Annotated in this window: 24 protein-coding genes and 1 riboswitch; of the genes, 14 read left to right on the forward strand and 10 right to left on the reverse strand. The window is 44.1% G+C overall.

Annotated elements, in window-relative coordinates:
- Positions 1-624 precede the first annotated feature (624 nt).
- On the forward strand, positions 625-2,448 hold the full coding sequence (locus C0V77_RS11150; RefSeq protein ID WP_101726438.1) for an asparagine synthetase B: 1,824 nt from the start codon (positions 625-627) through the stop codon (positions 2,446-2,448).
- 81 nt (positions 2,449-2,529) lie between these two features.
- Here C0V77_RS11150 and C0V77_RS23110 read toward each other — a convergent pair whose 3' ends face one another.
- The 3 genes from C0V77_RS23110 to C0V77_RS11155 form a co-directional block, all read right to left on the reverse strand.
- A complete protein-coding gene (locus C0V77_RS23110; RefSeq protein WP_158237937.1) occupies positions 2,530-2,688 on the reverse strand; it encodes a hypothetical protein in 159 nt (52 codons plus the stop codon).
- A gap of 133 nt (positions 2,689-2,821) precedes the next feature.
- On the reverse strand, positions 2,822-2,971 hold the full coding sequence (locus tag C0V77_RS23115; protein WP_158237938.1) for a hypothetical protein: 150 nt from the start codon (positions 2,969-2,971) through the stop codon (positions 2,822-2,824).
- A gap of 393 nt (positions 2,972-3,364) precedes the next feature.
- On the reverse strand, positions 3,365-4,174 hold the full coding sequence (locus C0V77_RS11155) for an SDR family NAD(P)-dependent oxidoreductase (RefSeq protein WP_101726439.1): 810 nt from the start codon (positions 4,172-4,174) through the stop codon (positions 3,365-3,367).
- 205 nt (positions 4,175-4,379) lie between these two features.
- Between C0V77_RS11155 and C0V77_RS11160 the strand changes: the two genes are divergently transcribed.
- The 7 genes from C0V77_RS11160 (at position 4,380) to C0V77_RS11195 (ending at position 10,535) form a co-directional block, all read left to right on the forward strand.
- Positions 4,380-5,198 carry a universal stress protein gene (locus tag C0V77_RS11160; protein WP_158237939.1) on the forward strand — a complete coding sequence of 273 codons (819 nt, stop codon included), beginning with the start codon at positions 4,380-4,382 and terminating at the stop codon, positions 5,196-5,198.
- Between the two features lie 12 nt (positions 5,199-5,210).
- On the forward strand, positions 5,211-5,468 hold the full coding sequence (locus C0V77_RS11165) for a heavy metal-associated domain-containing protein (protein WP_101726441.1): 258 nt from the start codon (positions 5,211-5,213) through the stop codon (positions 5,466-5,468).
- A 47-nt stretch (positions 5,469-5,515) separates the two neighbouring features.
- Complete coding sequence (locus C0V77_RS11170) at positions 5,516-5,923, forward strand: Hsp20/alpha crystallin family protein (protein ID WP_101726442.1); 408 nt, start codon at positions 5,516-5,518, stop codon at positions 5,921-5,923.
- A 164-nt stretch (positions 5,924-6,087) separates the two neighbouring features.
- Complete coding sequence (locus C0V77_RS11175; protein WP_101726443.1) at positions 6,088-6,456, forward strand: hypothetical protein; 369 nt, start codon at positions 6,088-6,090, stop codon at positions 6,454-6,456.
- Positions 6,457-7,764: 1,308 nt separating this feature from the next.
- The gene (locus C0V77_RS11185) at positions 7,765-8,505 is read left to right on the forward strand and encodes a hypothetical protein (RefSeq protein ID WP_101726445.1); all 741 of its coding nucleotides are present in this window, start codon (positions 7,765-7,767) and stop codon (positions 8,503-8,505) included.
- Between the two features lie 176 nt (positions 8,506-8,681).
- On the forward strand, positions 8,682-9,536 hold the full coding sequence (locus tag C0V77_RS11190) for a DUF4261 domain-containing protein (protein ID WP_101726446.1): 855 nt from the start codon (positions 8,682-8,684) through the stop codon (positions 9,534-9,536).
- Positions 9,537-9,689: 153 nt separating this feature from the next.
- A complete protein-coding gene (locus C0V77_RS11195) occupies positions 9,690-10,535 on the forward strand; it encodes a DUF4261 domain-containing protein (protein ID WP_101726447.1) in 846 nt (281 codons plus the stop codon).
- A gap of 78 nt (positions 10,536-10,613) precedes the next feature.
- On the opposite strand, the gene tenA is transcribed toward C0V77_RS11195, so the two are convergent.
- From tenA to thiM, 4 genes are read right to left on the reverse strand one after another with little or no spacing between them, the layout of a single operon-like run.
- A complete protein-coding gene (gene tenA, locus C0V77_RS11200; protein WP_101726448.1) occupies positions 10,614-11,264 on the reverse strand; it encodes a thiaminase II in 651 nt (216 codons plus the stop codon).
- Positions 11,251-12,087, reverse strand: a complete 837-nt coding sequence (gene thiD, locus C0V77_RS11205; protein WP_101726449.1) for a bifunctional hydroxymethylpyrimidine kinase/phosphomethylpyrimidine kinase — start codon at positions 12,085-12,087, stop codon at positions 11,251-11,253. Before thiD ends, tenA begins: the two co-directional genes overlap by 14 nt.
- Entirely contained in the window at positions 12,084-12,719 is a 636-nt protein-coding gene (gene thiE, locus C0V77_RS11210) for a thiamine phosphate synthase (protein WP_101726450.1), read from the reverse strand. Before thiE ends, thiD begins: the two co-directional genes overlap by 4 nt.
- A gap of 1 nt (position 12,720) precedes the next feature.
- The gene (thiM, locus tag C0V77_RS11215) at positions 12,721-13,512 is read right to left on the reverse strand and encodes a hydroxyethylthiazole kinase (protein WP_101726451.1); all 792 of its coding nucleotides are present in this window, start codon (positions 13,510-13,512) and stop codon (positions 12,721-12,723) included.
- 77 nt (positions 13,513-13,589) lie between these two features.
- A riboswitch (TPP riboswitch) is annotated at positions 13,590-13,682 on the reverse strand.
- 400 nt (positions 13,683-14,082) lie between these two features.
- Between thiM and C0V77_RS11220 the strand changes: the two genes are divergently transcribed.
- The 3 genes from C0V77_RS11220 to C0V77_RS11230 all read left to right on the forward strand — a co-directional run bounded on the left by C0V77_RS11220 (position 14,083) and on the right by C0V77_RS11230 (position 15,835).
- Positions 14,083-14,475 (forward strand): hypothetical protein, encoded by a 393-nt coding sequence (locus C0V77_RS11220; RefSeq protein ID WP_101726452.1) that lies wholly within the window; start codon positions 14,083-14,085, stop codon positions 14,473-14,475.
- Between the two features lie 47 nt (positions 14,476-14,522).
- The gene (locus C0V77_RS11225; RefSeq protein WP_101726453.1) at positions 14,523-15,242 is read left to right on the forward strand and encodes a YafY family protein; all 720 of its coding nucleotides are present in this window, start codon (positions 14,523-14,525) and stop codon (positions 15,240-15,242) included.
- Between the two features lie 131 nt (positions 15,243-15,373).
- Positions 15,374-15,835, forward strand: coding sequence for a GyrI-like domain-containing protein (locus C0V77_RS11230; RefSeq protein WP_101726616.1), 462 nt, complete (start codon positions 15,374-15,376; stop codon positions 15,833-15,835).
- 355 nt (positions 15,836-16,190) lie between these two features.
- Here the strand turns inward: C0V77_RS11230 and C0V77_RS11235 are convergent, their stop codons facing one another.
- A complete protein-coding gene (locus C0V77_RS11235; protein ID WP_229236265.1) occupies positions 16,191-16,889 on the reverse strand; it encodes a DNA alkylation repair protein in 699 nt (232 codons plus the stop codon).
- On the reverse strand, positions 16,886-18,343 hold the full coding sequence (locus C0V77_RS11240; protein WP_101726455.1) for a hypothetical protein: 1,458 nt from the start codon (positions 18,341-18,343) through the stop codon (positions 16,886-16,888). The genes C0V77_RS11235 and C0V77_RS11240 overlap by 4 nt, the downstream gene beginning before the upstream one ends.
- 285 nt (positions 18,344-18,628) lie before the next feature.
- Between C0V77_RS11240 and C0V77_RS11245 the strand changes: the two genes are divergently transcribed.
- A complete protein-coding gene (locus tag C0V77_RS11245; RefSeq protein WP_229236266.1) occupies positions 18,629-19,852 on the forward strand; it encodes a sialidase family protein in 1,224 nt (407 codons plus the stop codon).
- A 339-nt stretch (positions 19,853-20,191) separates the two neighbouring features.
- Here C0V77_RS11245 and C0V77_RS11250 read toward each other — a convergent pair whose 3' ends face one another.
- Positions 20,192-21,841 (reverse strand): erythromycin esterase family protein, encoded by a 1,650-nt coding sequence (locus tag C0V77_RS11250; RefSeq protein WP_101726457.1) that lies wholly within the window; start codon positions 21,839-21,841, stop codon positions 20,192-20,194.
- A gap of 664 nt (positions 21,842-22,505) precedes the next feature.
- On the opposite strand from C0V77_RS11250, the gene C0V77_RS11255 reads away from it, so the two are divergent.
- Positions 22,506-23,375 carry a phosphoribosyltransferase gene (locus tag C0V77_RS11255; RefSeq protein ID WP_101726458.1) on the forward strand — a complete coding sequence of 290 codons (870 nt, stop codon included), beginning with the start codon at positions 22,506-22,508 and terminating at the stop codon, positions 23,373-23,375.
- Positions 23,375-23,668: a hypothetical protein gene (locus C0V77_RS11260; RefSeq protein ID WP_101726459.1), complete on the forward strand. Its 294-nt coding sequence runs from the start codon at positions 23,375-23,377 to the stop codon at positions 23,666-23,668. Before C0V77_RS11255 ends, C0V77_RS11260 begins: the two co-directional genes overlap by 1 nt.
- Positions 23,669-23,854: the final 186 nt, after the last annotated feature.

Here is a 23,854-nt window from a genome sequence, read left to right on the forward strand (position 1 = left end):
AGAAGACCGACAGAAGCGCTGCCGGATGAAATATTCATTTTTTATGAATTATTGAAACTTATGAAAATTAAGCTTCGTAAAGATTTTCAAATGGGCCGGGGTAATTCCCATTCTTAAAAACAATGGTATGTATTCTGGATGTTTGCCGCTTTGATTGGGCAGAAGTACTGGTTGTGTAGTTGTTTTTTTGTGTGTGTACGGTTTTCATTTTCTTTGGGTGTGTTATCTTACAAATATTAATTGTGCGTATATTTATAGCCGTCAATCAGCCATTGACGAATGAATAATTATGGGCGGTAGAAAGAAAGAGTGATTGAGTGGTTTAAACATTCACAGCAGTTTTCTTAAGCGTACCTGAACGCAAAAATGTTGAATGGTTTTAAAATTTCAAAAAATCAGGAAGCGAAAAATTAATAATCAATTAAAAACTTATTGAGCGGCAACATTTTACTTTTACAGCCAGAAATAGAAGAAACCAGGCATAAGTTATACCAATTGCTTAGTGTAGCGGATGCGCCGGATTTTGGCACCGCTTACTCATTTTTTAGTTTGTCTGGCAGCGCAATCCTGTAATTTTATTTAAATTGCCGCGCTGTTTAGTTTACAAGTTTCAACCTTTTCTTAATGAGCCACTACTGGGGCTGTATAAGCCTTTCGCAGGATTTTGACGCCCGAAGCGTATTTACCGCCATGCAGCAAAGCATGGAGTTTTTTAAATCCGATGCCCACGTTGATTATCAATCGCCAGAGGCGGTTTTAGCCAATGACATACAGTTTATAACGCCCGAGTCTGTGGGGCAAACCCGGGTTTGCCGCAATGAACGCTTTGTGCTGGTGGCTACATGCAGGCTTGATAACCGCCCCGAACTGGCCGGGAAGCTCTGTCTAAACGATGCCGATACCGATTATACGTATCTGCTGGAAGCCTACATTAAGTTTGGTAATGACTGTGTGAAGCACCTGGTGGGCGACTTCTCTTTTGTGGTTTGGGATACCCACAACCGCACGCTTTTTATGGCCAAAGACCAGCTTGGTATCAGGCCGCTGTTTTATTATCAGGATACCCAAAAGCTGGTTTTTTCAACCACCATGCAGGCCATCAAGGCAGTTATTACACCTGTACTGAACCAGCGCTACATAGCCATTGAGCTTAAAAATTATGTGCAGGATTACGCGCCCACCTTTTTTGAGAACATAAACCGGTTTTTACCTGCTCACTATGCGCTGGCAGATACAGCAAGGGGTATGTATGAAACCGCCAGATACTGGGAGCTGGAGGCCGAGGATATATCGGGGTTCAGGAACGAGGCCGAATTGTATGCCGAGCTTAACAGACGTTTTACCGAAGCGGTGGTATGCCGCGCCCGCACGCTTAAAAACGTGGGTTGCCAGCTAAGCGGCGGGTTAGATTCGTCGGCCATTGCGGTTTTGCTTTCAAGAAATATCCCTAAACAACGCCTGCATACGTATTCATTTGTGTTGTCTGACAAAACACGGCCGTATTCAGAGCGGGGTATTGACGAGCAGGGTACGCAGCAGGCCATTCTTGATTATGCGGGTTTGCTGCCGCAGAATCATCATAAAATAGAGGATTTTCATTTTAAAGATGTATATGAGCAACTGGAGCGCACCCATTTGATAATGGGTGGGTTTGCCAACTCTGACTGCCTGTGGCAGGACCCGCTGTTCATGACGGCCTCGGCCGATAACGTGGGTGTGATGATGAGCGGTTTCCCGGGCGATGAGGGGGTTTCCTGCTCCGGAAGTACCTATTATTATGAGTATTTCGGCAATTTGGATATTCCGGCTATATGCAGGTTCTTTATGAAATATCCGCTGCGCGGCCCCAAAAGAATGCTTGACTACCTGAAAGCCAGATGGCGGGGTTCGCTTGTAAAGGGCTATGATAAAATACAGCAGGACAGAAACCTGCTGCGTGCCGGCAGCCCCTGGCATCAGCAGCTGAAAGACGACAGCTTTTTGTTTTATCCTACATTTAAAAAATGGTTTAAACAACAGATAACCCGCCCGCATACCTGCCACCGGACAGAGTCTGAAGGTGCTTATGCCCTGACACATGGCATGGAAACGGTGTATCCGATGGCCGATATACGTTTAGTAAGGCTGGCATACAGCCTGCCCGTAGAAATGTTTGCTCCTGCCGGGTATAACCGTGCGCTTTTCAGAAATATGTGCAAAGATATACTGCCCGATGCCGTAAGGTTTCAACCCAAGTTTAGCGGAGCCATGACACTGGCATTTGCCGAATACTGGAAGAAAAAGAACATTGAAGACCTGAAGAATTACCAGATAACAGACCCTCTGCAAATGATGGTGCCAGATAAACGCTTGAATGCCGATGCCGGCCTGATGGATTTGATAATGAGGGTTAATTATTACTATATAGACTACTTTGTAAACAAATATTTGCCTCCAGAAACAGATTAGCATCCATACAAAACCCCAATGGTACAGGTTAGTTTAAAGTGTTTTTAACCCTCATTACCTCAGCTGGTTATCCGGGTGGGTTTATGAGTCTTCCAGAGAAGGATTCAGAGATTCACTTTCGGTATTTGAGGGGGTTAAACCGCCTTTTATCTGCAGTTTGATAATGGCTGGTGTTGACCATTTTTTTTTGGTATGCTCATGCGCAATGGGCAATGCACTAATTTTGGTAGTGGTTCTCATTTTGGTAGTAATCAGGTGGTGATGTTTTTTTTTAACAGTTTAGCCTTGCAGGCGCATGGCAAAAATATAAAAAAAAACACTCATGCCATAAAATATGCCGAGTGTTTAAGTCTATTTATTTCTTGCTGCTAAATCAACTTGGTCCTTGTACACCCATTATTTCTATAGGCAGAATAACTATCCCGCTATTCACTTTAACTACTTCAAATTGCGGAGTAGTCCATTGCTTTTTGAGGTTCACGGCTGTTCGCTCATGACCTGTTTTGGTCTGTTCAGAGTTCATTTTTTTTAGTGGTTATAAGTTAAAATAATTCAGAGAACCTGGAAATTTATATTGGCTATAATAGGTTGCAAAAAATATACCTGCACAGGTAACTGCGCTGTTCATCTTGAAAAAAAATGAGGGTTTTGACTTACAGTTTATAGGCTTGCTATAAAGCCGGCAGGTTTGTCCGGCGGTGTTACTAATTACTTCATAAAATTAGGTATTTTATTTTATTGTTTAATGACACAACTAGTTATTTTTTACTAGTTATTATTGAATAATTATCAGGCGGTGCTGTATAATCTGCTTCAGTCGGTTTGTTAAAACTCCTGGCTTTACGCATAACTATGCCATAAGCAAAAGCCTCCTTTTCCGGAAAAGAGAAAGAGGCTTTTGCTTATATTTAATTGCTTACATTAAAAGCAGGCCGCCGTCTACCACAATGGTGCTTCCGGTTATGTAGTCAGATGCTTTTCCGGCCAGAAACAACGCCGCATTGCCAATATCGTCAGGCTCGCCTATGCGTTGCAGCGGCAGGGTTTGAATAAACTGCGCTGTCTGGGCCTGCATAGCCTCCAGTTGCTCTTTGGGCAGGTTGTCGCCTGCTATTTTTTGTACACCCGGAGTATTTACCCCGCCCGGCGCAATGTCATTTACGGTTATGCCATATTTGCCGGCTTCTTTGGCAAAAGAGCGAGTAAGCATTCTTACACCACCTTTAGAGGCATCGTATTGAGCCAGGTTTCCGGTTGGTTTCAGGCTGTCAATAGACGAAATGTTAATTATTTTGCCGCCATGTTTTTTTTCGATGAGTGTATTAATAAAAGCCTTCGACAAAAACGCCACTGCTTTCAGGTTTAAGTTCAGGGTTTTATCCCATAGGTCTTCGTTCAGTTCCGTAATGGGCATATATTTAAAAATTCCAGCGTTATTCACCAGAATATCTAAGTCGCCAAAAGTATCAACCGCGGCCTTTACTATACCTGGTAAAAGGGCAGTATTGCTTAAGTCGGCCTGAATGTAGGCTACTTTACCACCCTGTTGCCTGATACCGTCTAAGGTAGGGGCGGCCTCCTGCTCACTTACGATGTCGGCAATCAATACCGACGCCCCGGCCAATGCCAGCCTGCCGGCAATACCTTTACCTATACCCATAGCGCCACCGGTTACAATGGCCGTTTTATTTTGTAGTCCGAATAAATCCTGAATGATGTTGTTCATAAAGCTGATAAGATTGAATGATAAACGCGGGGCAAAGCAACGAAAGCCGGCGAATAAAAATTATGAGAAAAATCATGAAGGATGATGCCCGACAAGTGCGGGATGTCAGGCACAGACCTGACCGGAATCATATATACGGCTGTCTGGTGTCAGCTTATGAATGGTAATTGTGTGGCAATTTTGTGGTGTAAATTTAAAGCCCGACATGAAAAAGATAATTTGCACAACCGACTTTTCAAGAGCATCCTCTAAGGTTTGCCGCTATGCCGCACAACTGGCAGCACAAACAGGGGCAGAGCTTTACCTGCTGCACGCCTCGCATCCATCCTATACATTCAACCCCGACCTTCAGGTTATGCCTGTAGAAGACGTATCTGTTGAGCTTTATTATCAGGCCAGGCTGAAACGCCTGGCAGCCAGACTAACCAGACTAACCGAAGGCACCGTTTATATAGAGCCAGTAAACAGGGTAGGGCTGGCAGCAGATGTAATTGCCGAAACAACTGCCCTGTTTAAACCAGACCTGCTGCTGATGAGCACCGTAGGGCAATTGCCGAGGAGCCCTGGGGTGTTTGGCAATGTAGCCAGCGAAATGATAGGCAAAGTAACCGTACCTACCATGTTTGTGCCACCCAGGGCAGGTTTTAAGCCTTATGAAAACGTGTATGTGGGCATAGATGTAACCGAAAAGATTGATGCTGTAGCCCTGCAACAGATGATAGACCGGCTGAAGGCCTTCAAGGCGGTAATTACCATTTTTACGGTGGTTAAAAACCCTGAGGCTCCGGCGGTGAAAGAGGTTACTACCAGGCTGCGCGAAATGCTGCACGAATACCCGCACGTAATAGACATTACCCAGGGAGAAAACTTTGCAGATGCTTTTCTGAGCCATGCACATGCCAATAAAGCAGACTTACTGGTGGTGTTTCCGAAACAGCACAACTGGCTGAAACGCTGGCTGACGGTATCTAATACCGAAGAGCTGGTTTTCAGAACCGGGCTGCCCATGATTGCCATAGCCTGATAACAAACCGCCATGATAACAAACCGCCATGATAACAAACCGATAGCCATGAATGCAGTAACAGATAAAATATGGGTAAGCAATAACCTGAACAATGCCGAAACCGCCACCGCCCTGAAGCACAAGCTGATGGCTTTGGTGGGCGTATTGCAGGTGCAGGTAAACCCTGCCGAACACTGGGTAGAAGTAGAGCATGAAGACTTTACAGATACCGAGAGTATAACCGCCACACTGGCAGCACTGGGTTATAAGGTGGCTTTTGTGGCATAAATATTAACAGCAATTTTAATTTTTTAAATTTTTCAATCTTTAAATGTATGAAATCGTTAGTGAAAAATCCGCTTGCAGATTTGTTTAAGGATGATTCGTTCTTTTCAGGTTTGCTACACAAAGACAACGTTCCGGCTATAAATATCAAACAGACAGAAAATGCCTACGAAATGGATATTGTTGCGCCGGGTATAAAAAAAGAAGGTTTTAAACTAGAGGTAGATAATGGTTTACTGACGGTGGCGGGGCAGGCAGAAAGCAGCACAGAAAACGACACCGGCAAGTATTACAGAAAAGAATATAGTTTTGAGTCGTTCAGCAGGCAGTTTATTTTGCCTGAAGGATTAGATACCGATAAAATTGCGGCCAGCTACGCCGACGGCGTGCTGAAAGTAACCCTGCCCCGGCAGGCAGAAGAAAAAACAGATAAGAAAAAGACTGTAGCAATTGTATAGTTATAGAGGTTTAATGTTAGCGTTGAAAGGCAGGGCAGGGTTTGCTCTGCCTTTTTTATGAGTTTTATCATAGGCGGCATTCAGCTTTGCTCATGTTTTAAAACAGGCCTGGCCATTACCTTTGTGGGCATCTATACGCACAAACACCAAACAACAATTCCGCTATGAAAAGCACTGCAAGCCAACACCCGCAACAGAAGCTCTGGCAGAAAGAACTGGAGCTGATGGCCGAAGACAACGACTTTATGCTAAGCCTGCTGGCATCGTTACAGGCAGAGCAGATTCTGACCCATAAGTATGACGACCGCACCAGTATTTTCTTCAACCATTTTCAGTATTTCTTTCATCAGTCGAAACACCTGCAGGAAGGGCTTGAGCTGATAACCAATGAAGAAACCCTGCCCGAAACCCACTATTGCCGCCTGAAGGAAGAAATCAACAACCTGATTGAAAAATATGAGGTTTTCAAGGGTAATTTCAGAGGGTTTTTGTCGTCGCTGGCTGTCAGAAAAACTGCCGTTACTTTTTATTGAGCCAGCCGCCAGCTAAGCAGGCAGGCTGTTTAATGCCCCGCCGATGAGCCCCACCAACTATATGTGCACTTATTGCCTTTCTACCCAATACTGAAAAAGGCGGCAGATGCCTTTGCGCAGGATATGCCAAAACGATAACTTGCGGAATGGCTCCTGCAGAATGTGGTTCAGCAACCTTTTAACCAACCAGTAAAGCTGATAACCACCAAAGCGGGCGCTTGCCACAGCATATCGCGGGTTAAATATCCCTGAAAACTATACACGCCGAAACGGCTTAGGTCTACCATAAAATCAATAAGGGCCGATTGGCCAGAAAAATATCTTGTTGTACATTAAATGAGGCCTGCGCCAGGCCTTTTACGGCTCTGCCCGTGCCAGGCCAGCCGGCCAAGCAGCAGAGATAATATGCCCGGCAACAGATGAAAACTCAGAAAATGATTGGCGACAGTTACAAAAAACACTGAAGAACCAAAGCCGCCTATGGTACTGATTGTTTCAGCAAGCAGGGGTCAGAGCTAAAAAAGAAAGCCGGGAGCGCAATACATGTACGGCAGGGTTTGCTGGTTAAAAAAGCATAATTGCGATACTTTTCTGATTTGTAACGATGAAAAGAAAAAAAATCAGGATAAAATCCTGATTTTTTAAGATTTTTTTGCTGTGACTAAAAAAGTTTGCAAATGTTGCAAGATTTTTTTTCAAAAAACAAACATGAAGAAAAAAAATATGCGTATAATTGTTAAAATTCTTTAATTTAGAAAGAATATAAAGTATAAAGCTAGCCAAAGGTGTTTCAGGGTATTACTGCCGATAGGCAATGAACGTCAGGACCTGGCCATGAGGCTAATGATTTTATTTTAAACCGGCTGATGGCCTGTTTTACAAATAACAAAGTAAACCAAAGATAGGAGTGAATACCATTTTGGCTTCAAATACAGATACTATTGATAATTGCTATTTGAGATTGATTTGTAATCTGCACCAAACCGGGTGATTTTTTGAAAGCATGGCCCGGTGAGTAGTTGAGTATGCTTGTTTTTGTTCTTTAGTTTTGATGCCGTGTTACCAGATTTGTCAGGCAGTGTAATACGGAAGTCAGAATTACGTTTTTACTACAACTGCTGAAACCCTATAATAGCTATTTGATTGATCCTTCTTTTGTAAGGTCTGAAAACCAATAATTTATAACCATCACAATTCATGCAACTATACCGGGGCATTATCTGCTTGTAATTTTTGGTATATGCGCCTGATTTACAGATGCTGTTTTAACTATTAATATCCGTCAGGCCATCACACACCAATTTTAGAATGAATAATAACTTATCAACAACAGACACCGGAGAACCGGTTTTGGATTCCGGATTAAAACTTATCCTTAAGTCGGGGTCGGTAAGAGAAAAAGAATTTGCATTGCTAAACAGGGCGCTCAGCAACGAAAACAGCCTGGGTAATATGAACCTGTTTCTGAAACTGATAAAAGACCCCGAGCTTGAAACCATTGCCTTTGTGTGCCTGGGCAAATTGCTTGCCCATGCGCCGGTAGTGAGCCTGCCGCTTGTGCTGCCAGTGTTAATTAAAGGCCTGGGTAGCGCTAAAGAAGCAGTACGGCAGGCCAGCCAGGCCGGGCTGGACAGCCTCATCAGGCCATCGGGCCAGCGGGAAGATGGCCAGGCGGTTGTTCATCTGGGGGTTCAGCTTAAACCCAGGCAGGTGCAGGAGTATCTGGAGTCTGATTCGGCAGAGGAAATCATTACAGCTCTGGTGTACCTTTACTACAAACCTCATAAAGATGCCGACCTGTTTGAGATTCTTGACAGCCAGCTTGATAAAAATATAGAAGCCGTTGATTGTGTGGTAGGTGCCATTGTAGATACCAAATTATGGGCGATTATCAGGAAAATAACCGACCTGAGTGACCTGAGCCTTAAAACCTATGCCCGTGCCAGGCACAAGGGTATGAAGTCGAAATCGTCGTGGGTGTACAGGCGGTTTGACTCCATGCGTGAACTGGCCCGCGAACACCTGAAGTTTATGAACGAAAGCGCCTGAAAACTCCATTTAACGCCCCGACTTAGGCGTAACCATGCCTGTGAGCTTTGATGGTTGCAGGTTATTAGCTGGTTTTTTCTGAATTTCGGCTCAAAGTTTAAACAAAGCCTGCCCAAAGCTGTTTCTACTATTGAAGAAAGAACCTTTACCCTGTTTCCTTTTCACCTATTATTTATATGAGTTTTTCTGATTTTTTTGACACGAAATCGGCCGGCAGTCTGTCTCATCAGTGGTCAGGCCACCTATCTGCTTATGCGCCATCCTTTCAAATCATTAAACTTTTATTCAGGCATAAACCCCATGTTAATACCCCGCACCTACTGGCAGAGCTGAAGACGGTTTTCGGAAATGCTGAATTGGCACCAGACGGTAGTTTTAGCGTGGATTTTATGCCCGAATACACCACAGCCACCAACCGCGAGCCAATGAAGGCTGCAGCAGCCATTATGCCCCAGGTAACCGAAGCAGCCACAGAAAAATATATAAACGCCACAAACCATGCCTGGCACTGGCCAGACGCCGCCGCTGAAATACAAAATTGCCGCTACGAAATATGCCTGCAAGAACTGATGCCGGCAGCTCTGCCTGCGGCCATTAGGCTTGAGTTTTTTCAGAAGTTTGCCGGGGTGGTTATCAGTGCCTGTAAGCCTGCGGTGGTTTATTTCGGGCACAGCCATAAGCTGGTGGATGCCTGTGATTTTCTGAACGCCCTGAGCCATGAACCACCTGCTTTTTTATACGGCGCCATGAGCGTGCGCCTGATACCGACGGCAGATGGGAAGGTGCTGGCAGATACCCTCGGGCTGAATGCCCTGGGCCTGCCAGACTTTGAATGCCTGCCCGGCGCACTTGAACCGGCTGGAATGGCAGGCACACTGACCGACCTGGCTTATGAAATGCTGGAAAGTAACCGGGTTATCAGTGATAACGAACTATTACAAGCGCCGGGCAGAAACGAAAGCTGGAAAACACGGCTGGAACCAGCATCAAACGGGCCTGACAGACTGGTAATTAAGCTGCTACCTGCCTGATGGTGGTTATGGCCGCACCTGTACTGAATGCACCCTGACAGACATGCCGTTTGTTATGGTTCATTAAGAATTTCTTATTTATTGTTACTGAATTGTGTGGATAAACGTTTCTGATTAGTTTTACCGGAAACTTAACCATAACAACCAACAATAATGGGACTATTCGACATTTTTAAGAAGAAATCTGCTGAGACTACTCCGCAAAGTATTGCACCTAACCAACCGGCTATTCAGTTTGTAAGCCTCTTTTATGAAAACAAACCTGAAATAAATACAGATGCTATTCTTGCTGAACTGAAACAACGTTTTGCCAACGTTGAGCCCTTGCAGATTGACGGCACAGCGGCATTTGCATTCCCTGATTTTATGACAGATTTTAACGGCGTAAACGTACCGGCACAAGGCCTTATTTTAAACACAGACGCTGAAATTGACCTGGATAAGTATAAAGAAGCCATTGCTGATTCGATACAGTGGTCTGGTGCTGAAGACGCCATGAAAAAGTGCAGGTATCAGGTAAGTGTTACCGAGCTGCTGTCTAAAGGTTTGCCGCATCAGGCAAGGCTGGAGTTTTTTAATACCCTGGTTTGTGCCGTGGTGCAGGCTACCGGTGCACAGGTGGTATATTACAGAAACAGTAATAAACTGCTGGATGCGACGAAATTTATGGAAGCCTGCGACGCGCAGGAGCCGGAGTTTCTGGAAGGCGCCATGAATTTCAGATTGTTTGAGCTGAGCAACGGAGAAATACTGATGGATACCCTTGGCCTGCATGCGTATGGCATTGCTGATTTTCAGTGTTCGTTTCGTAAGTACGAAGCACATGAAATAGCAGGTATGCTGAATATGCTGGCTTACTACGTGGTTGACACCGGCGATTTTATCAGAGACAATACCACCGTGCAGGGTATTGGTAAAAACCCTGTATGGAAAACCAGATATGAGGCTTCAAAAGTAGAACCAACCCGGCAGGTGGTAACCGTTATACCTAATTACTAGGGTTTTAAGCTGTTTGTAACCGTGCCAGACTCTTTTGCATAAGCATATTTGGTTTGGCACGGTTGCGGCGCGCCGCGGCTATTTCCACCGGCGGTTAAGGTAGGCTGCTTCCCAGAAATCATATTCCAGCCGGGAGGATGCCGCGAAGGCTTCTGTCATTTTAGCCCGGATGGCCTCTGTTGTTTGCGCCGCATTTCTGTCACATATATCTATGGCTGCCTGTACGGCCGCGCCAAATTCTTCTCCGGCATAAGTATCAATCCATTTCTGATATGGGTTATTTTCTTTTTGCTGATGCCCGTAAATGTAGTCACCAACGGCTTTGTAAATCCAGAAGCAGGGTAGCACGGCTGCCATGCCAACTTCAACGGCGTCAAGCGCGCAAGTGCTTTTCAGAAAATGCGCATAGTGGTGGCAGGCTGGTTGAATGTTGTCTTTGGTATCAACGCCAAAATCTTTAAAGTAAGATTCGTGCAGGGCGTTTTCTACAATAATGGTGGTTTCGGCAAAACGGAAAAACGCCAGCATATCAGGTATGGCATTGGCTCTGGCACCCACAATGGCCAGCGCCCTGCCGAAATGTTCGAGGTACAGGGAATCCTGCATCAGATAAAACTGGAATTTTTCAAGCGGCAGGGTGCCGTTGGTCAGTTCCTGAATAAAGGGCATTTGCAGAATGGATTCATAAACAGGGGTAATGTTTTGCCAGGCGTTGTCAGACCATTTCATTTTTAATCAGTTTTTGAGGATTGAAGAAGTGATTCAATGGGCCATTGCCTTTACCGATGGCCACATTTGCCCCATGCCTGATGGCCTTATGCACGTAAGTCTGCCCAAGTTTTACGGCTTCAGACAAGCCATTGCCCTGCGCCAGATAAGCCGCAATGGCAGACGACAACGTACAACCCGAACCATGCGTATTGTTGGTAGCGAATTTCTCGAACTCGAACGGGTTGATGTTGCCCTGCCCGTCGAAAAACAGCGAAGTAATGACGGGTAAATCAAGATGCCCGCCTTTCAGCAATACCGATTTGCAGCCCAGGGCCATTATTTTTTCTCCGGCCAGGTACATATCGTCCAGCGTTTTAATGGGCATATTTGCCAGAATGGCGGCTTCGTCCATGTTGGGTGTAATAACCGACGCTATGGGAAACAGTTGCTCAATAATGGCCTGAATGGTGGCGTCTTCTATGAGTTTGTGGCCGCTGGTGGCCACCATTACAGGGTCAAACACCAACGGAACGGCAGGGTATTGCTGCAAGGTGGCAACAATGGTATGTACCAGCTCTGCGGTATGCACCATGCCGATTTTGATAGCACGCGGGGGGATGTCGTCCATGATGGCTTCTATCTGCTCGGCCACCGCCTGATAGGGTATTGGGTAAATGCTGCGCACGCCCTGCGTATTTTGCACCGGCAGGGCAGTAAGCACCGACGTAGCGTAACAACCCAGCGCCGAGAAGGTTTTGATGTCGGCCTGAATGCCTGCGCCACCGCTGCCGTCGAAACCGGCAATGGTGAGGGCAGATGAATAAGTGTATTTTTGCTTCATTTCAAAATCAGGTTTCGTAATTCGTAAGCCGCTTTTTGGGGGTGCGGCGCAGCGCAAATGGCCGACACCACCGCCAGGCTGTCGGCTCCGGCCTGCCAAATGGCGGCAGCATTGGTTTGGTTAATACTGCCTATGGCTATGAGGGGTTTGTTGGTCAGGCTTCTGATGTGCCGCAGGCCTTCCAGCCCCCATTCTGTAACGGTATCTGTTTTGGTAGGCGTAGCAAAAATGGGGCTGATGCCGTAGTGGTCAGCCGTTTCGGCTTCTGCGGTATCCAGCTGGCTCAGGTATTCTATCGAATAGCCGATTTGTAATTGCGTACCCCATTTTTTTCTGATTTCTGTTGGCGGAGTATCACTCCGCCCTACGTGTATCCCAAAAGCCCCAACCGCGTTGGCCACAGCCAGGTTGTCGTTAATGATGAGCGGTATGCCGTAGCGCTCGGTTATTTCTTTCAGTTGCAGGGCTTTTTCTATAAAAGCGGGCGTGGGCAGCGTTTTTTCTCTCAGCTGAATAATCTCCACACCTCCGGCAATGGCCTGTTCGGCCACTGTCAGAAAGCTGCGACCTGCGCAGGCGGCTTCTGAAATAACCAGATATAAAGCGTACGGAAACTGCGGATGCCCGGGCATGTCAGGAAATTTTGATGGTTTGCAAAAACTCTTTTTCGGTAATGTTGAAGAGCTTGTCAAGCAGCAATACCTGCAAAGTGCCGGGGCCTTTTGCTTTTTTGGCGGCCAGTTCACCACAAATGCCGAACAAAGCCATAGCGGCTGTCAATGCCTCGGTTTTGTCTTCAATAACAGCTATAAAGGCACCGATAACGGCAGTGGCCGAGCAACCCAGGCCCGTAACGCGGGTCATGAGGGCATGGCCGTTGTTGAGGTAAATGCGCTTGTCTTTACTAACAATGATATCGGTCTTGCCGGATATACACACCAGGGTATCATATTCGGTGGCTATTTGCAGGGCGGCATCAATGGCCTCGTTGCTTTCGGCAGTGCTGTCTACCCCTTTGGTTGGGGTGGTGTTGGCGCGTGCCAGTGCCAGTATTTCAGAGGCATTGCCGCGGATAACGGTTGGTTTATATGACAATAACTCGCTCAGGGTGCTGTCGCGGTAGGGAGTAGCTCCGGCGCCAACGGGGTCAAGTACCCAGGGTTTGTTGAGTTTTTGTGCCTGCTGAGCGCCCAGAAGCATTGATTGCACCCAGTATTGGTCTAGCGTGCCGATGTTGATAACCAATGCCTGGCAGATACGGGTCATATCCTGCACTTCGGCGTGGGCATGTGCCATAATGGGCGACGCCCCCACAGCCAGCAACGCGTTGGCGGTGTTGTTCATGACAACGAAATTGGTAATGTTGTGTACCAGTGGCGACTGTGTGCGGACAGTCTGGATGTGTTTCCAGAGGGTTTTTTCCATTGTTCGGGATTTTAGGATACAATGGCCCGGGCGAGAGAACTTTGAAAAAAAAGAGGATAAGATATGCGCTGTGCAGCTATATATTATTCGCTTTTCCCTACGTCGGTATCAACCGTATCAGGTTCAAAGGGACTCTCTCAATTCTATACAGAATACCCCTAAAGCCGTGGCAAAGATAAGGCTTTTGAGGGGAATGGCAAATTATAGTTGGGGAATGTGGGGGGATTGTGAGTAGGGGTTCAAAATTTTGAACCCCTACCTATTTCCAAAATGAATCGTTTTTCCAATTTGAGGGGAAACCTTTAAAAGCGAAAATCTGCCCGGGTGCGCTGATCTGACGAGAAGCGTGGCAGGTATTATTAGATGCAAAGAAAGAATGATTTTTAATTTCTCTATTAATAGTACAGATAAATAAATCTTAAGACTTGATACAATTGTTTTATTTTAAGAGATTTGTTTTTTTCTACCGGAATTTTTATCTGCTTTGATTTGCAAAAGAGCCATACATTCCCTTGTAAGTATTTATTAGCTTTTCTATTTTTGTTCATCACTAACCTCAAACCCCGTAACATGAAAAACTTTTTACTGCTATTGCCGGTGCTTGTGGTGTTAGGCTGCGGCAAGCAATCCTCTGAGCCGGATTTATCTGCTGAAATAAAAGGAGCTTATCAGGCTTTTGATGTTATTATTGATGCAAAGGAGTATCCGGCCCCATTTGCAGGCGGAGAGTTCTTGCTGGAGTTAATTCCACAGTCTGAAAGTAAATGTACGCTGAGAACATCGTCAGTTATACCCAATGCTTCTGAAGCTGGCAAGATGGAGGTCAGTCTTGTAAAGAAGGAGAAGTCAACCGAATTGCAAAAAGACAAACAAAAAGTCGGCCTTGTAACCGGGCAAATACTGGAGTTTTATTTTGTTGATAATGACGGCAAGGCTGTTACCATTAGAGCAAGAAAGAAGTAGTTTTATGTAGGCAACTACCACCAATTGTACCAGCAGACCACCGGCGCATGAATGATAACGATACCAACCGATTAACCAGACTGACAGCCCTGCTGACCCAATTGCAAACAAAACGGCTGCTGACAGCGGCTGAACTGGCAGCCCGGTTTGCAGTAAGTAAAAGAACAATTTACAGAGACATAAAAGCGCTTGAACAGGCCGGAGTGCCTGTGCTTACAGAAGAAGGGAAGGGATATACATTAATGGAAGGGTACAGGATTCCGCCCGTGATGTTTTCTGAAAGTGAAGCTAATGCCCTCATTACGGCCGAACAATTGGTGCTCAACAACAAAGATGCCTCTTTTGTGGATGATTATACACGGGCCATCAGCAAGATAAAGTCGGTGCTGGTTACTAATACTAAAGATAAAGCCAATTTGCTTGCAAGCAGGATTTTGGCCAGGCCAAACGCTGATAACAGCCACAGCAGCAATAATTTATCTACTCTGCAACTGGCGCTCACCCATTTTAATCCAGTAAAAATTACGTATTACTCGCCCGATAACAGCCAGACTACCGAGCGAATCATTGAGCCATTTGCGTTGTACACCACTCAGGGCAACTGGTTGCTGGTGGCGCTTTGCCGATTAAGAAAGGACTACCGGGCTTTCAGGTTAGACCGCATTGAAAGCCTTTCGGTATTACCTGCTACATTTGAGCCACATCCAATAACGTTTGAAGAGTATTTTGATATCTGCCGTAAAAAATGTTTGGTACCCTTGCCATAGGGTTGTCGCAGGGGCATTTTAAGTTTGCACCGTAACAAAATATGCAGGTGAATATGAAAAAAAAGTGCTATCAGTGGCTGCTGATTTGTATGCTTTTATCTTTCACGGCACAACCTCAAACATTAAAAGCAATGAAAAATCAGACTATTCAGCAATTCTATGTAATCGGCATTTCAAGCAGAACCACCAATGCGAACGGGCAGTCGGCCATCGACATTGAAAAGCTGTGGGGGAGATTCTGGGGTGAAGAAATTCAGAAGCAAATTCCGAACCGGGTGAACGACGACATTTATGCGGTTTATACCGATTACGAAACCGATTTTACGGGGCCATACACCACTATTGTAGGTATGGCTGTCAGTTCTTTAGAAACTATTCCAGAAGGTTTTGTGGGGTTGACCATCGAATCTGATGTGTACAAGCCATTTGTATCAAAAGGAAAAATGCCGGAGGCGGTTTTTAATACCTGGCTGGAAATTTGGCAAAACAAAACCATGAAGCGCGCCTATAAGGCAGATTTTACGGTACATGGCAAAAAATACTATGACGGCGACGACGCAGAAGTAGAAACCTTTATATCAGTAACGGAATAGTTTTTTTGCAGATTCTTAATGGATAAAAACTCACTCTGGCACGCTTGTTCTCCTTTTGAAAGCGGGCGTGCGGGGTGAGATTGGGCTATTTAATGAGTAACTCAAGCCGCTGCGGCAGAGTCCCCTTCAAACCGCAAGGCTTGGCGCGTGGGAGACTCTGCTTAGACCTTTGGGTTTTTCCAAGCCATCAACTAGATACATAAGGCAGGGATAATTTCAATGCGGAACCTCTTTCACCTCACTTCAACTTCCTGAATATCTTCTGCATAGTATCAGGGTCTAGTGTATTCATTTCTACCAGTTTTAGTGATTTCAGTTGGCAAGAGGGCGTGTCACGGTTAGATTGGCATTATACTCATCCCTGCCGTTTCACCATTTCGTTTATCCATATTGGGGCAAAGGGGCTGGTGCAGCCTTTAGAAACGGGGTAGTCGCGGTAGATGCCTAGTTTTTCACCTAAAGCTAATGCCTGTTGCCTGTATTGAGGATGATTGATGCCTATCTGTGCCAATGCCGAGTTCATGGTCCATTGCACAAACGGGTCGGCGGTGGGCATTTCGGTTTCTATTCTATTGAGCAGCCCGGGTATATCTATTCCTTCCGGCTCGCGGGTTATTCTGCCACTCGTCAGGCTCCATCCATGGCGTGCCACCGTGGGTTCGGTTTCCTGCATCCACTTTATACGTAGTTCTTCTTTACCGGGGTGTAGTTTAATAATATAAGAATACAGCCAGTCCGCCAATTGAGGGAATTTCTCTGAGCGTGCGATTTTATCCAGTTCATCGGTTGATAACTTCTTTGGCACCATTATCAGCGTTGCCAACAGTCTGGCTTCAATATTGCCTGTTGCCCATAGCTCCAAAGCCAGGGTGTGGTTGGTTTTTATCTTGTTAGCTAACTTTCTGATGTCGCCCATCATTACCCCAAACTGGTTGTTGTGCGCACCGTTTTTCTTGTTCATCTTCCACACCTTCTCGTTCGTGCGGGCTTTCAGGTCGGTCAATATCTCGTCAATGGTCATAGCTGAATAGTATTCATCCTTAAAATTATTCAATCTTTATCAACCTGCGTATTTGTGCCAACGTTTGTTGCAGATTTTTTATTTATTCTCAGCTGTAATTTGCTGCGTATCAAATCTATGGTTTTCGGTTCGGTGCTGTTCCAGTAAGCTACGTGCGACAAAAACGGTATTTTGTTCAGGGCTTTTGCCTCAGCAGCTATATAATGGTTTTCTACCCCATGCCCGAAGGCATCAATATTGCCACCCACAAAATCTTTGGCAAAGGTTATGTTTGTCCAGCGGGTAAGTGCAAAAGGCGCGGCATGGTGCAAGGCCGTTTTACGGGTCTGGTAGCTAAAGAAAGTAAATTTTTTGCCTGTTTCAGGTGTTGGCGGGCAGGTGGGGTACTCGCGTTCTTCCTGCTTTTGTTGCAGGTCGGCCGGGCTGGAGGCCAGCAGCAGTTCGGCATGTGCCAGCGGGCTGCCCAGCGTAATGAAGTCTGATATACGCCATGAGCCAAGCGATTGATACTGGCTGGCCCAAAGCTCAAACTGTTTTTCGCGGTAGGCGTTCCGGTTGGTTTCTGTCGGGTCGGTATTCAGTTTATCTGCGGCGTCTTCAATGGCTTCCAGTTGGGTTTTTGTCAGTTTAAGTAACTCATTTTGCCTGGTCCAGAGAAACTTGATTAAGTCGTAGGCAATAACTGAACCCAGGCTGTGGCCAACCAGAATGATGCGGTCATATTTGTTTACAAAGCGTTTGGCAGGTTTGTCTGGCGTGGGGCTGTCGCCTGTTTTCCTGGGTGCAGGTACTTCAATTTTTGCCTCATGCAGCCGGGTAAGTAATTCAATACCCGTTTGCCTGATGTCCTGCCTTTGCTCAATATTGCCCGTGCGGGGCGTCATGTACCTGACGGCATCGCCTAAAAAGTAAATCAGAAAAAAGCTGATAACCGCCCACACAAGCGGAAGCAGCACTTTACTGATGGTGAGCAACTTGGGTAACAGTGGCGAAACCGAAGCCAGCCAGGTGTAGAGGTTGTTTTTCCAGTTCAACTCAAGGGTTTTGTCGGCAAAGTAGGTTAGTGTTGCCAGTAATGCCAACACCATACCCGACCAGAAAAAAGAGTATATCCACCTGATACGCGGCGGGATGTTTCGCCTGGGTCGCCACAGAATTTCTTTCATCCACCAGCCAATATCAGATAACTTCGTACCGCTCATTTTATAGGCCCAGTAATACTCAAAGTAGTCGGTCTTGAAAGTCCTGGCGTGTTCGCTGGCCGTGAGGCGTCGCAGCTCAAAGGTTTCAGAGAGGGCATCGGGCTTGTTAAAAAACTTCCTTTTGGGTGGCTCATGGGCATCGGCATTGCCGGCAAGGGGTACCGGAGGGGCTATCGACTGCACAAAGTCGCGGAGGGTATCCATTGGTCTTTGTTCGCCAATGCCATGAATTACGATAATGGCCTGGCGTTGCACATCAAATTCGGGTTCTTTTTTGTCGGGCATGGTAGCAAAGGTTTTTACTAATGTACGATTGAAAACAGACCAGGTGCAAATGATTACTTTGGTTTTTATTATATGGCATCAGGCTGATGCTCAGATAAATAGCCAGGCATAAGGGGCCAACGTCTGCATCGCCAGCACTTTTGAATATCGGCTGTTGATGCCCCTGCGCCATGAAGATGATTTTAAACCGATTTTTCTTGTTTTGCTATGGTTACTCTATTAGTTTTGGTATTTAGAATATTTCTAAATTATTCCTTTACAGGAAACTCAACCATTATAGAAACAATGAAAAAGAATATTTTTTTGATGACGGCCCTGCTCGTGGCCGGGCTATTTGGGGTAGCCGTTGCGCAGAGCAATCCGTTCGGCAACGCGGCCAGCGCCTACACTTTGCCTACTTTTACTAAAAATAATAAGGGTGAACCCGTTTTGTACTGGACCGAAAAAGATGCAGCCAATGTACTGAGCCTGTTCTTTGCGGTATCTAATGATGGCGGCAAAAGCTTTGGCGACAAAAAACTGATTTTTGCCAGCCCACTCATGGGCAGCAGCCGCCTGATGCGCCCAAAATTGCTGTTTAAAAAAGATGGCAGCATGGCGGCGGTTTTCTCGTTCAGAAACGAGGTGGCGGCTCCGGCAGTTGAAGAAGGCGGCCATGCCAATCATGACAAACCTGCTGCCCCGGCGCCCAAACCCAAACGCGATTTGCAGATCAGATACACGGTTTCTAAAGACAATGGCCAAAGCTGGACAGCCCCGGCATCGGTTGATTCGGACACGTCGCGTCTGACGCGTGGCTTTTTTGATGCCGTTGTGCTGGCTAATGATGAAATAGCCGTGGCTTACCTGAAAGACGTAAAAGGCAGCACCAAACATGAAGAACGCGACCTGCGCATGGTAATTACCAAAAACGGGGTGTTTCAGCCTGAAAAAGTGATTGACCCTGTGGTGTGCGACTGTTGCAACATCAGCCTGTTGGTTGATAACAAGGGTGTGCTGAATGTTTTTTACAGAGATAACAATGATGATATCCGCGATATTGCGCGCATGACCTCGGCCAACAATGGGTCGACCTGGACAAAACCGGAGATTCTGCATGACGACAAATGGGAAATTAAAGGTTGCCCGCATTCAGGGGCTACTTCTGTAGCTACCCAAAATGGCGCGCTGGTAACGTGGTTTTCAGGAGCCGCCGTGCAGGCTGGCGTGCGGCTGGCCACCACCGATGGCCATTTATTGAAGGTACTGAACGCCAACGCCAAAAACGGTACCGTAACTGCCGACGACAAGCAGGCCTTTTTTGTGTGGGAACAAACCACCGAAGGCGGTGCCAGCCGGATTTTATATAGCAAAGTGGCAGGCGGCAAAGCACAGGACGACCAAGTACTGAAAGGCTCTGACTACGGCCAGAACGCCACCACATTACTAGCCAACGGCAAGCTATTGATAGCCCACGAAGTAGCCAAACCCAACCAGAAAACTGCTTTGAGTGTGAGGGTGGTGGAGTGAGCTAATGAGCGAATTAGTGAATGAGCGAATTAGTGAATGAGCGAATTAGTGATTTAGTGAATTAGCGGGCGGCGTTCCGCTGAATTAGTGAATGAGTGAATGAGCGGGCGGTGTTCCGCTGAATGAGTGATTGGTGAATTAGCGACTGGCTTACTGGGGAATTAGTGGCTGGTGCGTACGACAGCCTTTGTCGAGACATTTTATATATTGGAAGCCAGCGCGCAGCGCTGGCTTTTGTTGTTGTTGAGAGTTTTAAGGCCGCTGGCGACAGCATCCCCTTGCCTTGCTTAGGGCTTAGGTGCACAGGAGAATGTCGGGGCTTTTTTTGCAAAGACAGTATTATCTGATGACCTGAATGGCATTTTTAGTGCGTTTGAGTTGATAACCCATATTGTTCCAGTCGAATAATTCTATATTCTTTAGATTAATAGTTGATTCGTTGGCTTTCAATGCCTTTAAATTAAAATGGCTGAGACTCTTTAGAATCAGACTAATGGATATATATTTCGTACTTTCAGGAATATATATTTCAATGGCCGATTGATTGGCTGGTAGAGGTGAGGTATAATGTTTAATGACTTTTTTGTCGGCGTCGTTTAAGTAAATGGAATAGCTTAGCTGATTTTTTTGTGTAGTCGCTGACGTTTCAAATTGTGCGGAAAGTGTCAATTTTCTGTCTTTAAGAATTTTATTTTTTATCTCTTCACCAAGATTCACAAAAAGCGTGCAAAACTCTTCTTTGTTATAAAAAGTATAAGGCGTAGATGTCCTGATATATATTAGGCCATCAAATGCATCGCCAATCATGCCTTTTCCGTCAGCCAGAAATGTTTTTGCGGTTCCTTTTGAAATTTTTATTTCAGGTTTATTAAGGATGGTTTTCAGTGAATCATTCATTAAAAAAAATAGAAATTTATGAGGTGTTAAATCTCCTATAATTGAGCCAAGTTTATGTTTATTTTCAATGATTTTCTCTCTATTGAAAGTCCCTGACAAAAACTGGCCTTTTGCAATTTCGGTTCCGATACTTACATAACCCCGATCATATTTTTCTGACAGGTATTCGCCAAATGATCTGGATGAGTATGAATATGATTCTTGCTCGATTGTTTTTTTGTTGACGTGAAAATTATGCGCCAGTATGATAGCTGTTTTGCCTTTAGTACTATACATCCATTCCAGATTTTCGGATATTATGGCATCTCTCTGCCTGAAAAACTCCAGTGAGTTATTAAGATTTGTAAAAGTCTTACCTGATATCCGGAGAGACCGAAGCATGCAGTCAATTTTAAAATTGAGCGAGTCTGTTTGTCCTTTCGATGCGTTTAAAATTGTACTTAAAGTCTGGATATTTTTATTAAGAGAATCGGTTACATGAGGCTTTGTAAGAGTGTTTTCTTTTAATAAGCTTTTTAGATTATTCAGATAAGGCAAAGCTGAATAGAGCTGATAATATCTACAATGGGTTTCAATAAAATCATAGGTTTTTTGCGGAGTATCTACCCCTGAACCTAACATCCATACCTTATCTCTGAAAGCTTTATTTTCGTTAAATGTACGCAACCATAACAGCAATGACCGAACATCAAAATGAAATAAATTGGCAATTTTATTGATGTCTCCGCTGCCGTTTACCACAAAATCAAAGAATGAATAAGAATCTAACAATGGGGTTTCACCTAAGGCAATGGCCTTAAAATTGGTTTTTGATACAAGACCTTTGGCCAGCATTAGTTGAAAAAGACGGATTTCGTCGGTTCCATGTGTGGCTTCTCCAATGGCTACAATTGACTTATTTCGGGCGAGTTCATAAATAGGCTGTAGTTCATTTAATGAGTCATCAGCAGTCAGAATTTTGTCATTAAGGGGAATAAGGGATTCTTTAAGGGTGTTTATTTCATTTTTGGCAAGAAATGAAGTGTGTTGTGCCTGACTAATCAGTGTATTTAATGACAAGAGAAAGCAAAAGACAGCGAATTGTGGGGGCATTTCGGATGCGTGGAAATAGGTTTTTATAGTAAGGGTATGTTTTAATAGTAAGGTTTAATCAAAGAGCATTATTGTATAGAAATTGATATTTAGTTTTATGGGGATAAAATAATAAGCGGAAAGATTTCAGGGCGGGTCGGTATTTTTAAAACCCTCAGCGACAGAGTCCCTTTGCCCGGCTTAGGGCTTAGGCGCACGGTAGACTCTGTCGGGGCGATAAACTGCTTTGAGTGTGAGTGTGGTGGAGTGAACGAATGAGCGGGCGGCGTTCCGCTGAATGAGCTGGCTGGGGTATTGTTCAATTTTTGGTTGGCTTTGGTTTTTTTTTGGGTGTTTGAAAGGGGTTTATTCCTGATTGGAGGTTTAGCGGTTTAGCTATGCTGAAAGTTGAGAATAAACCTTCTTTTTTGCTATTTTGAGATATTATTAAATTATTTTATTAATTATGGGTTAAAAACCTGTTTTTTTTATTAAAACGTATTGTACTTCACCCTTATGTGCTTTTATTTGTATAAAAAGTTAAAATAAATTGTAATTAAAGCAAAAACCCCCTTTGTTTAGGGGCTTTTTTGTAGGTGGGGGTGGGTGATTGTGATTGTGAAAATTAAAATTTGTAAATTTGATTTTGAGACTTCTTAAAATTTACTCTTAATTTTTTTTTGAAATGAATGGAGATAAAAATTTAAATAAATCAAAGGATAATTTATCTATTGATATGTTTAAATATCTTTATGATATTTATTTTGACGTTGACTGGTTAAAAGATGACAAGGATAGTGCATTTGTTGAATTATGGAACTTGACGGACAATGATATACAAAAAGATTTAATAGAGTTCTTAATAAAAAAATTTGTCGTTATAAATGATGAATTACTTGGTACAGTTGCGGATGGAATTGTTGAACAAATTATTTCTACATGGAGTTTAGAAGCTACAAATACTAAATTGTTTGCTGTTTGTGAAGACAACACACCAGATGGTTCGCAGGCGTTATTACAATTTCTAAAGAATAAATTTAAATATCCTTGGGTAGCTGGAAACTTCTTCAATAATCTAAATGCTGTTGAGGATAATATAACTGACGATGTTAATATAATTCTAATTGATGATTTTATTGGAACTGGGAAAACAATTGAATATAAATATAAAACAGTATTAGAGAAAGTAAGATTATCTGGATGTCAAAATGTAAAAGTAAGAGTTGCAACTATTGGGAAAATGGAGTTTTCAAATGAGAAATTATCACAAGCAGGTATTGATAATTACTCATATTATAATTTCAAGAAAGGAATAAGTGAACTATGGAATGGAGACAATATTGACACTGTTATTGCAGCAATGGAAGATTTAGAAAGAAAATTAAAATCTAAATCTCAAGGAAGAAAATTAAGTAAACATAGATTTGGTTATGAAAGGTCAGAAGCATATTTTTGTTGGGGCCAATTTAATGTACCCAATAATGTTTTTCCAATATTCTGGTGGCCAGAATTAAAAAATGGATTTAGAAGAAAAACCTTATTTTCTCGATTGTAGTGGATACTAAAACTGAAGATAGAATAATTCTAAAGGAAGTTTTCCAAAAAAGTAGTGTTGATTTATACTATTTTCATTCAAAATACCAATTGTCAATAGCACAAATTGTCAAAAGTGTTAAAAAGTATAAGATTTTAGATTTAATTAACGTGATTGACTATAAAATTGAAATAACCGAAAAGGGGAGAAAATGGATTTTTGTTAATCGAGCAAAATTATTCCTAGACCAGGATGCATGTTATTGGAAAGAAATACCTCCTGAATTTTTAGATAAAAACTCTAGTAAAGTTTGAAAGATAATTTAAAATTTTTTTGAAAAGAGATGGGGAAATTAGCATCACTTGGAGGTGTAATCGCCTCTTGATTAAATGCCTACGTTAGCCGTTCCCTGTAACTTTAGTTACAGGGAAGCAGTTTTTCAAACTGCTTGTCTAAATTTATGCTAAATTTAGACAACGAATAAATTGAGTTGTATCACA

Origin of the sequence: Emticicia sp. TH156 (genome assembly GCF_002855535.1) — a bacterium.
Taxonomy (GTDB): Bacteria; Bacteroidota; Bacteroidia; order Cytophagales; family Spirosomataceae; genus Emticicia; species Emticicia fluvialis.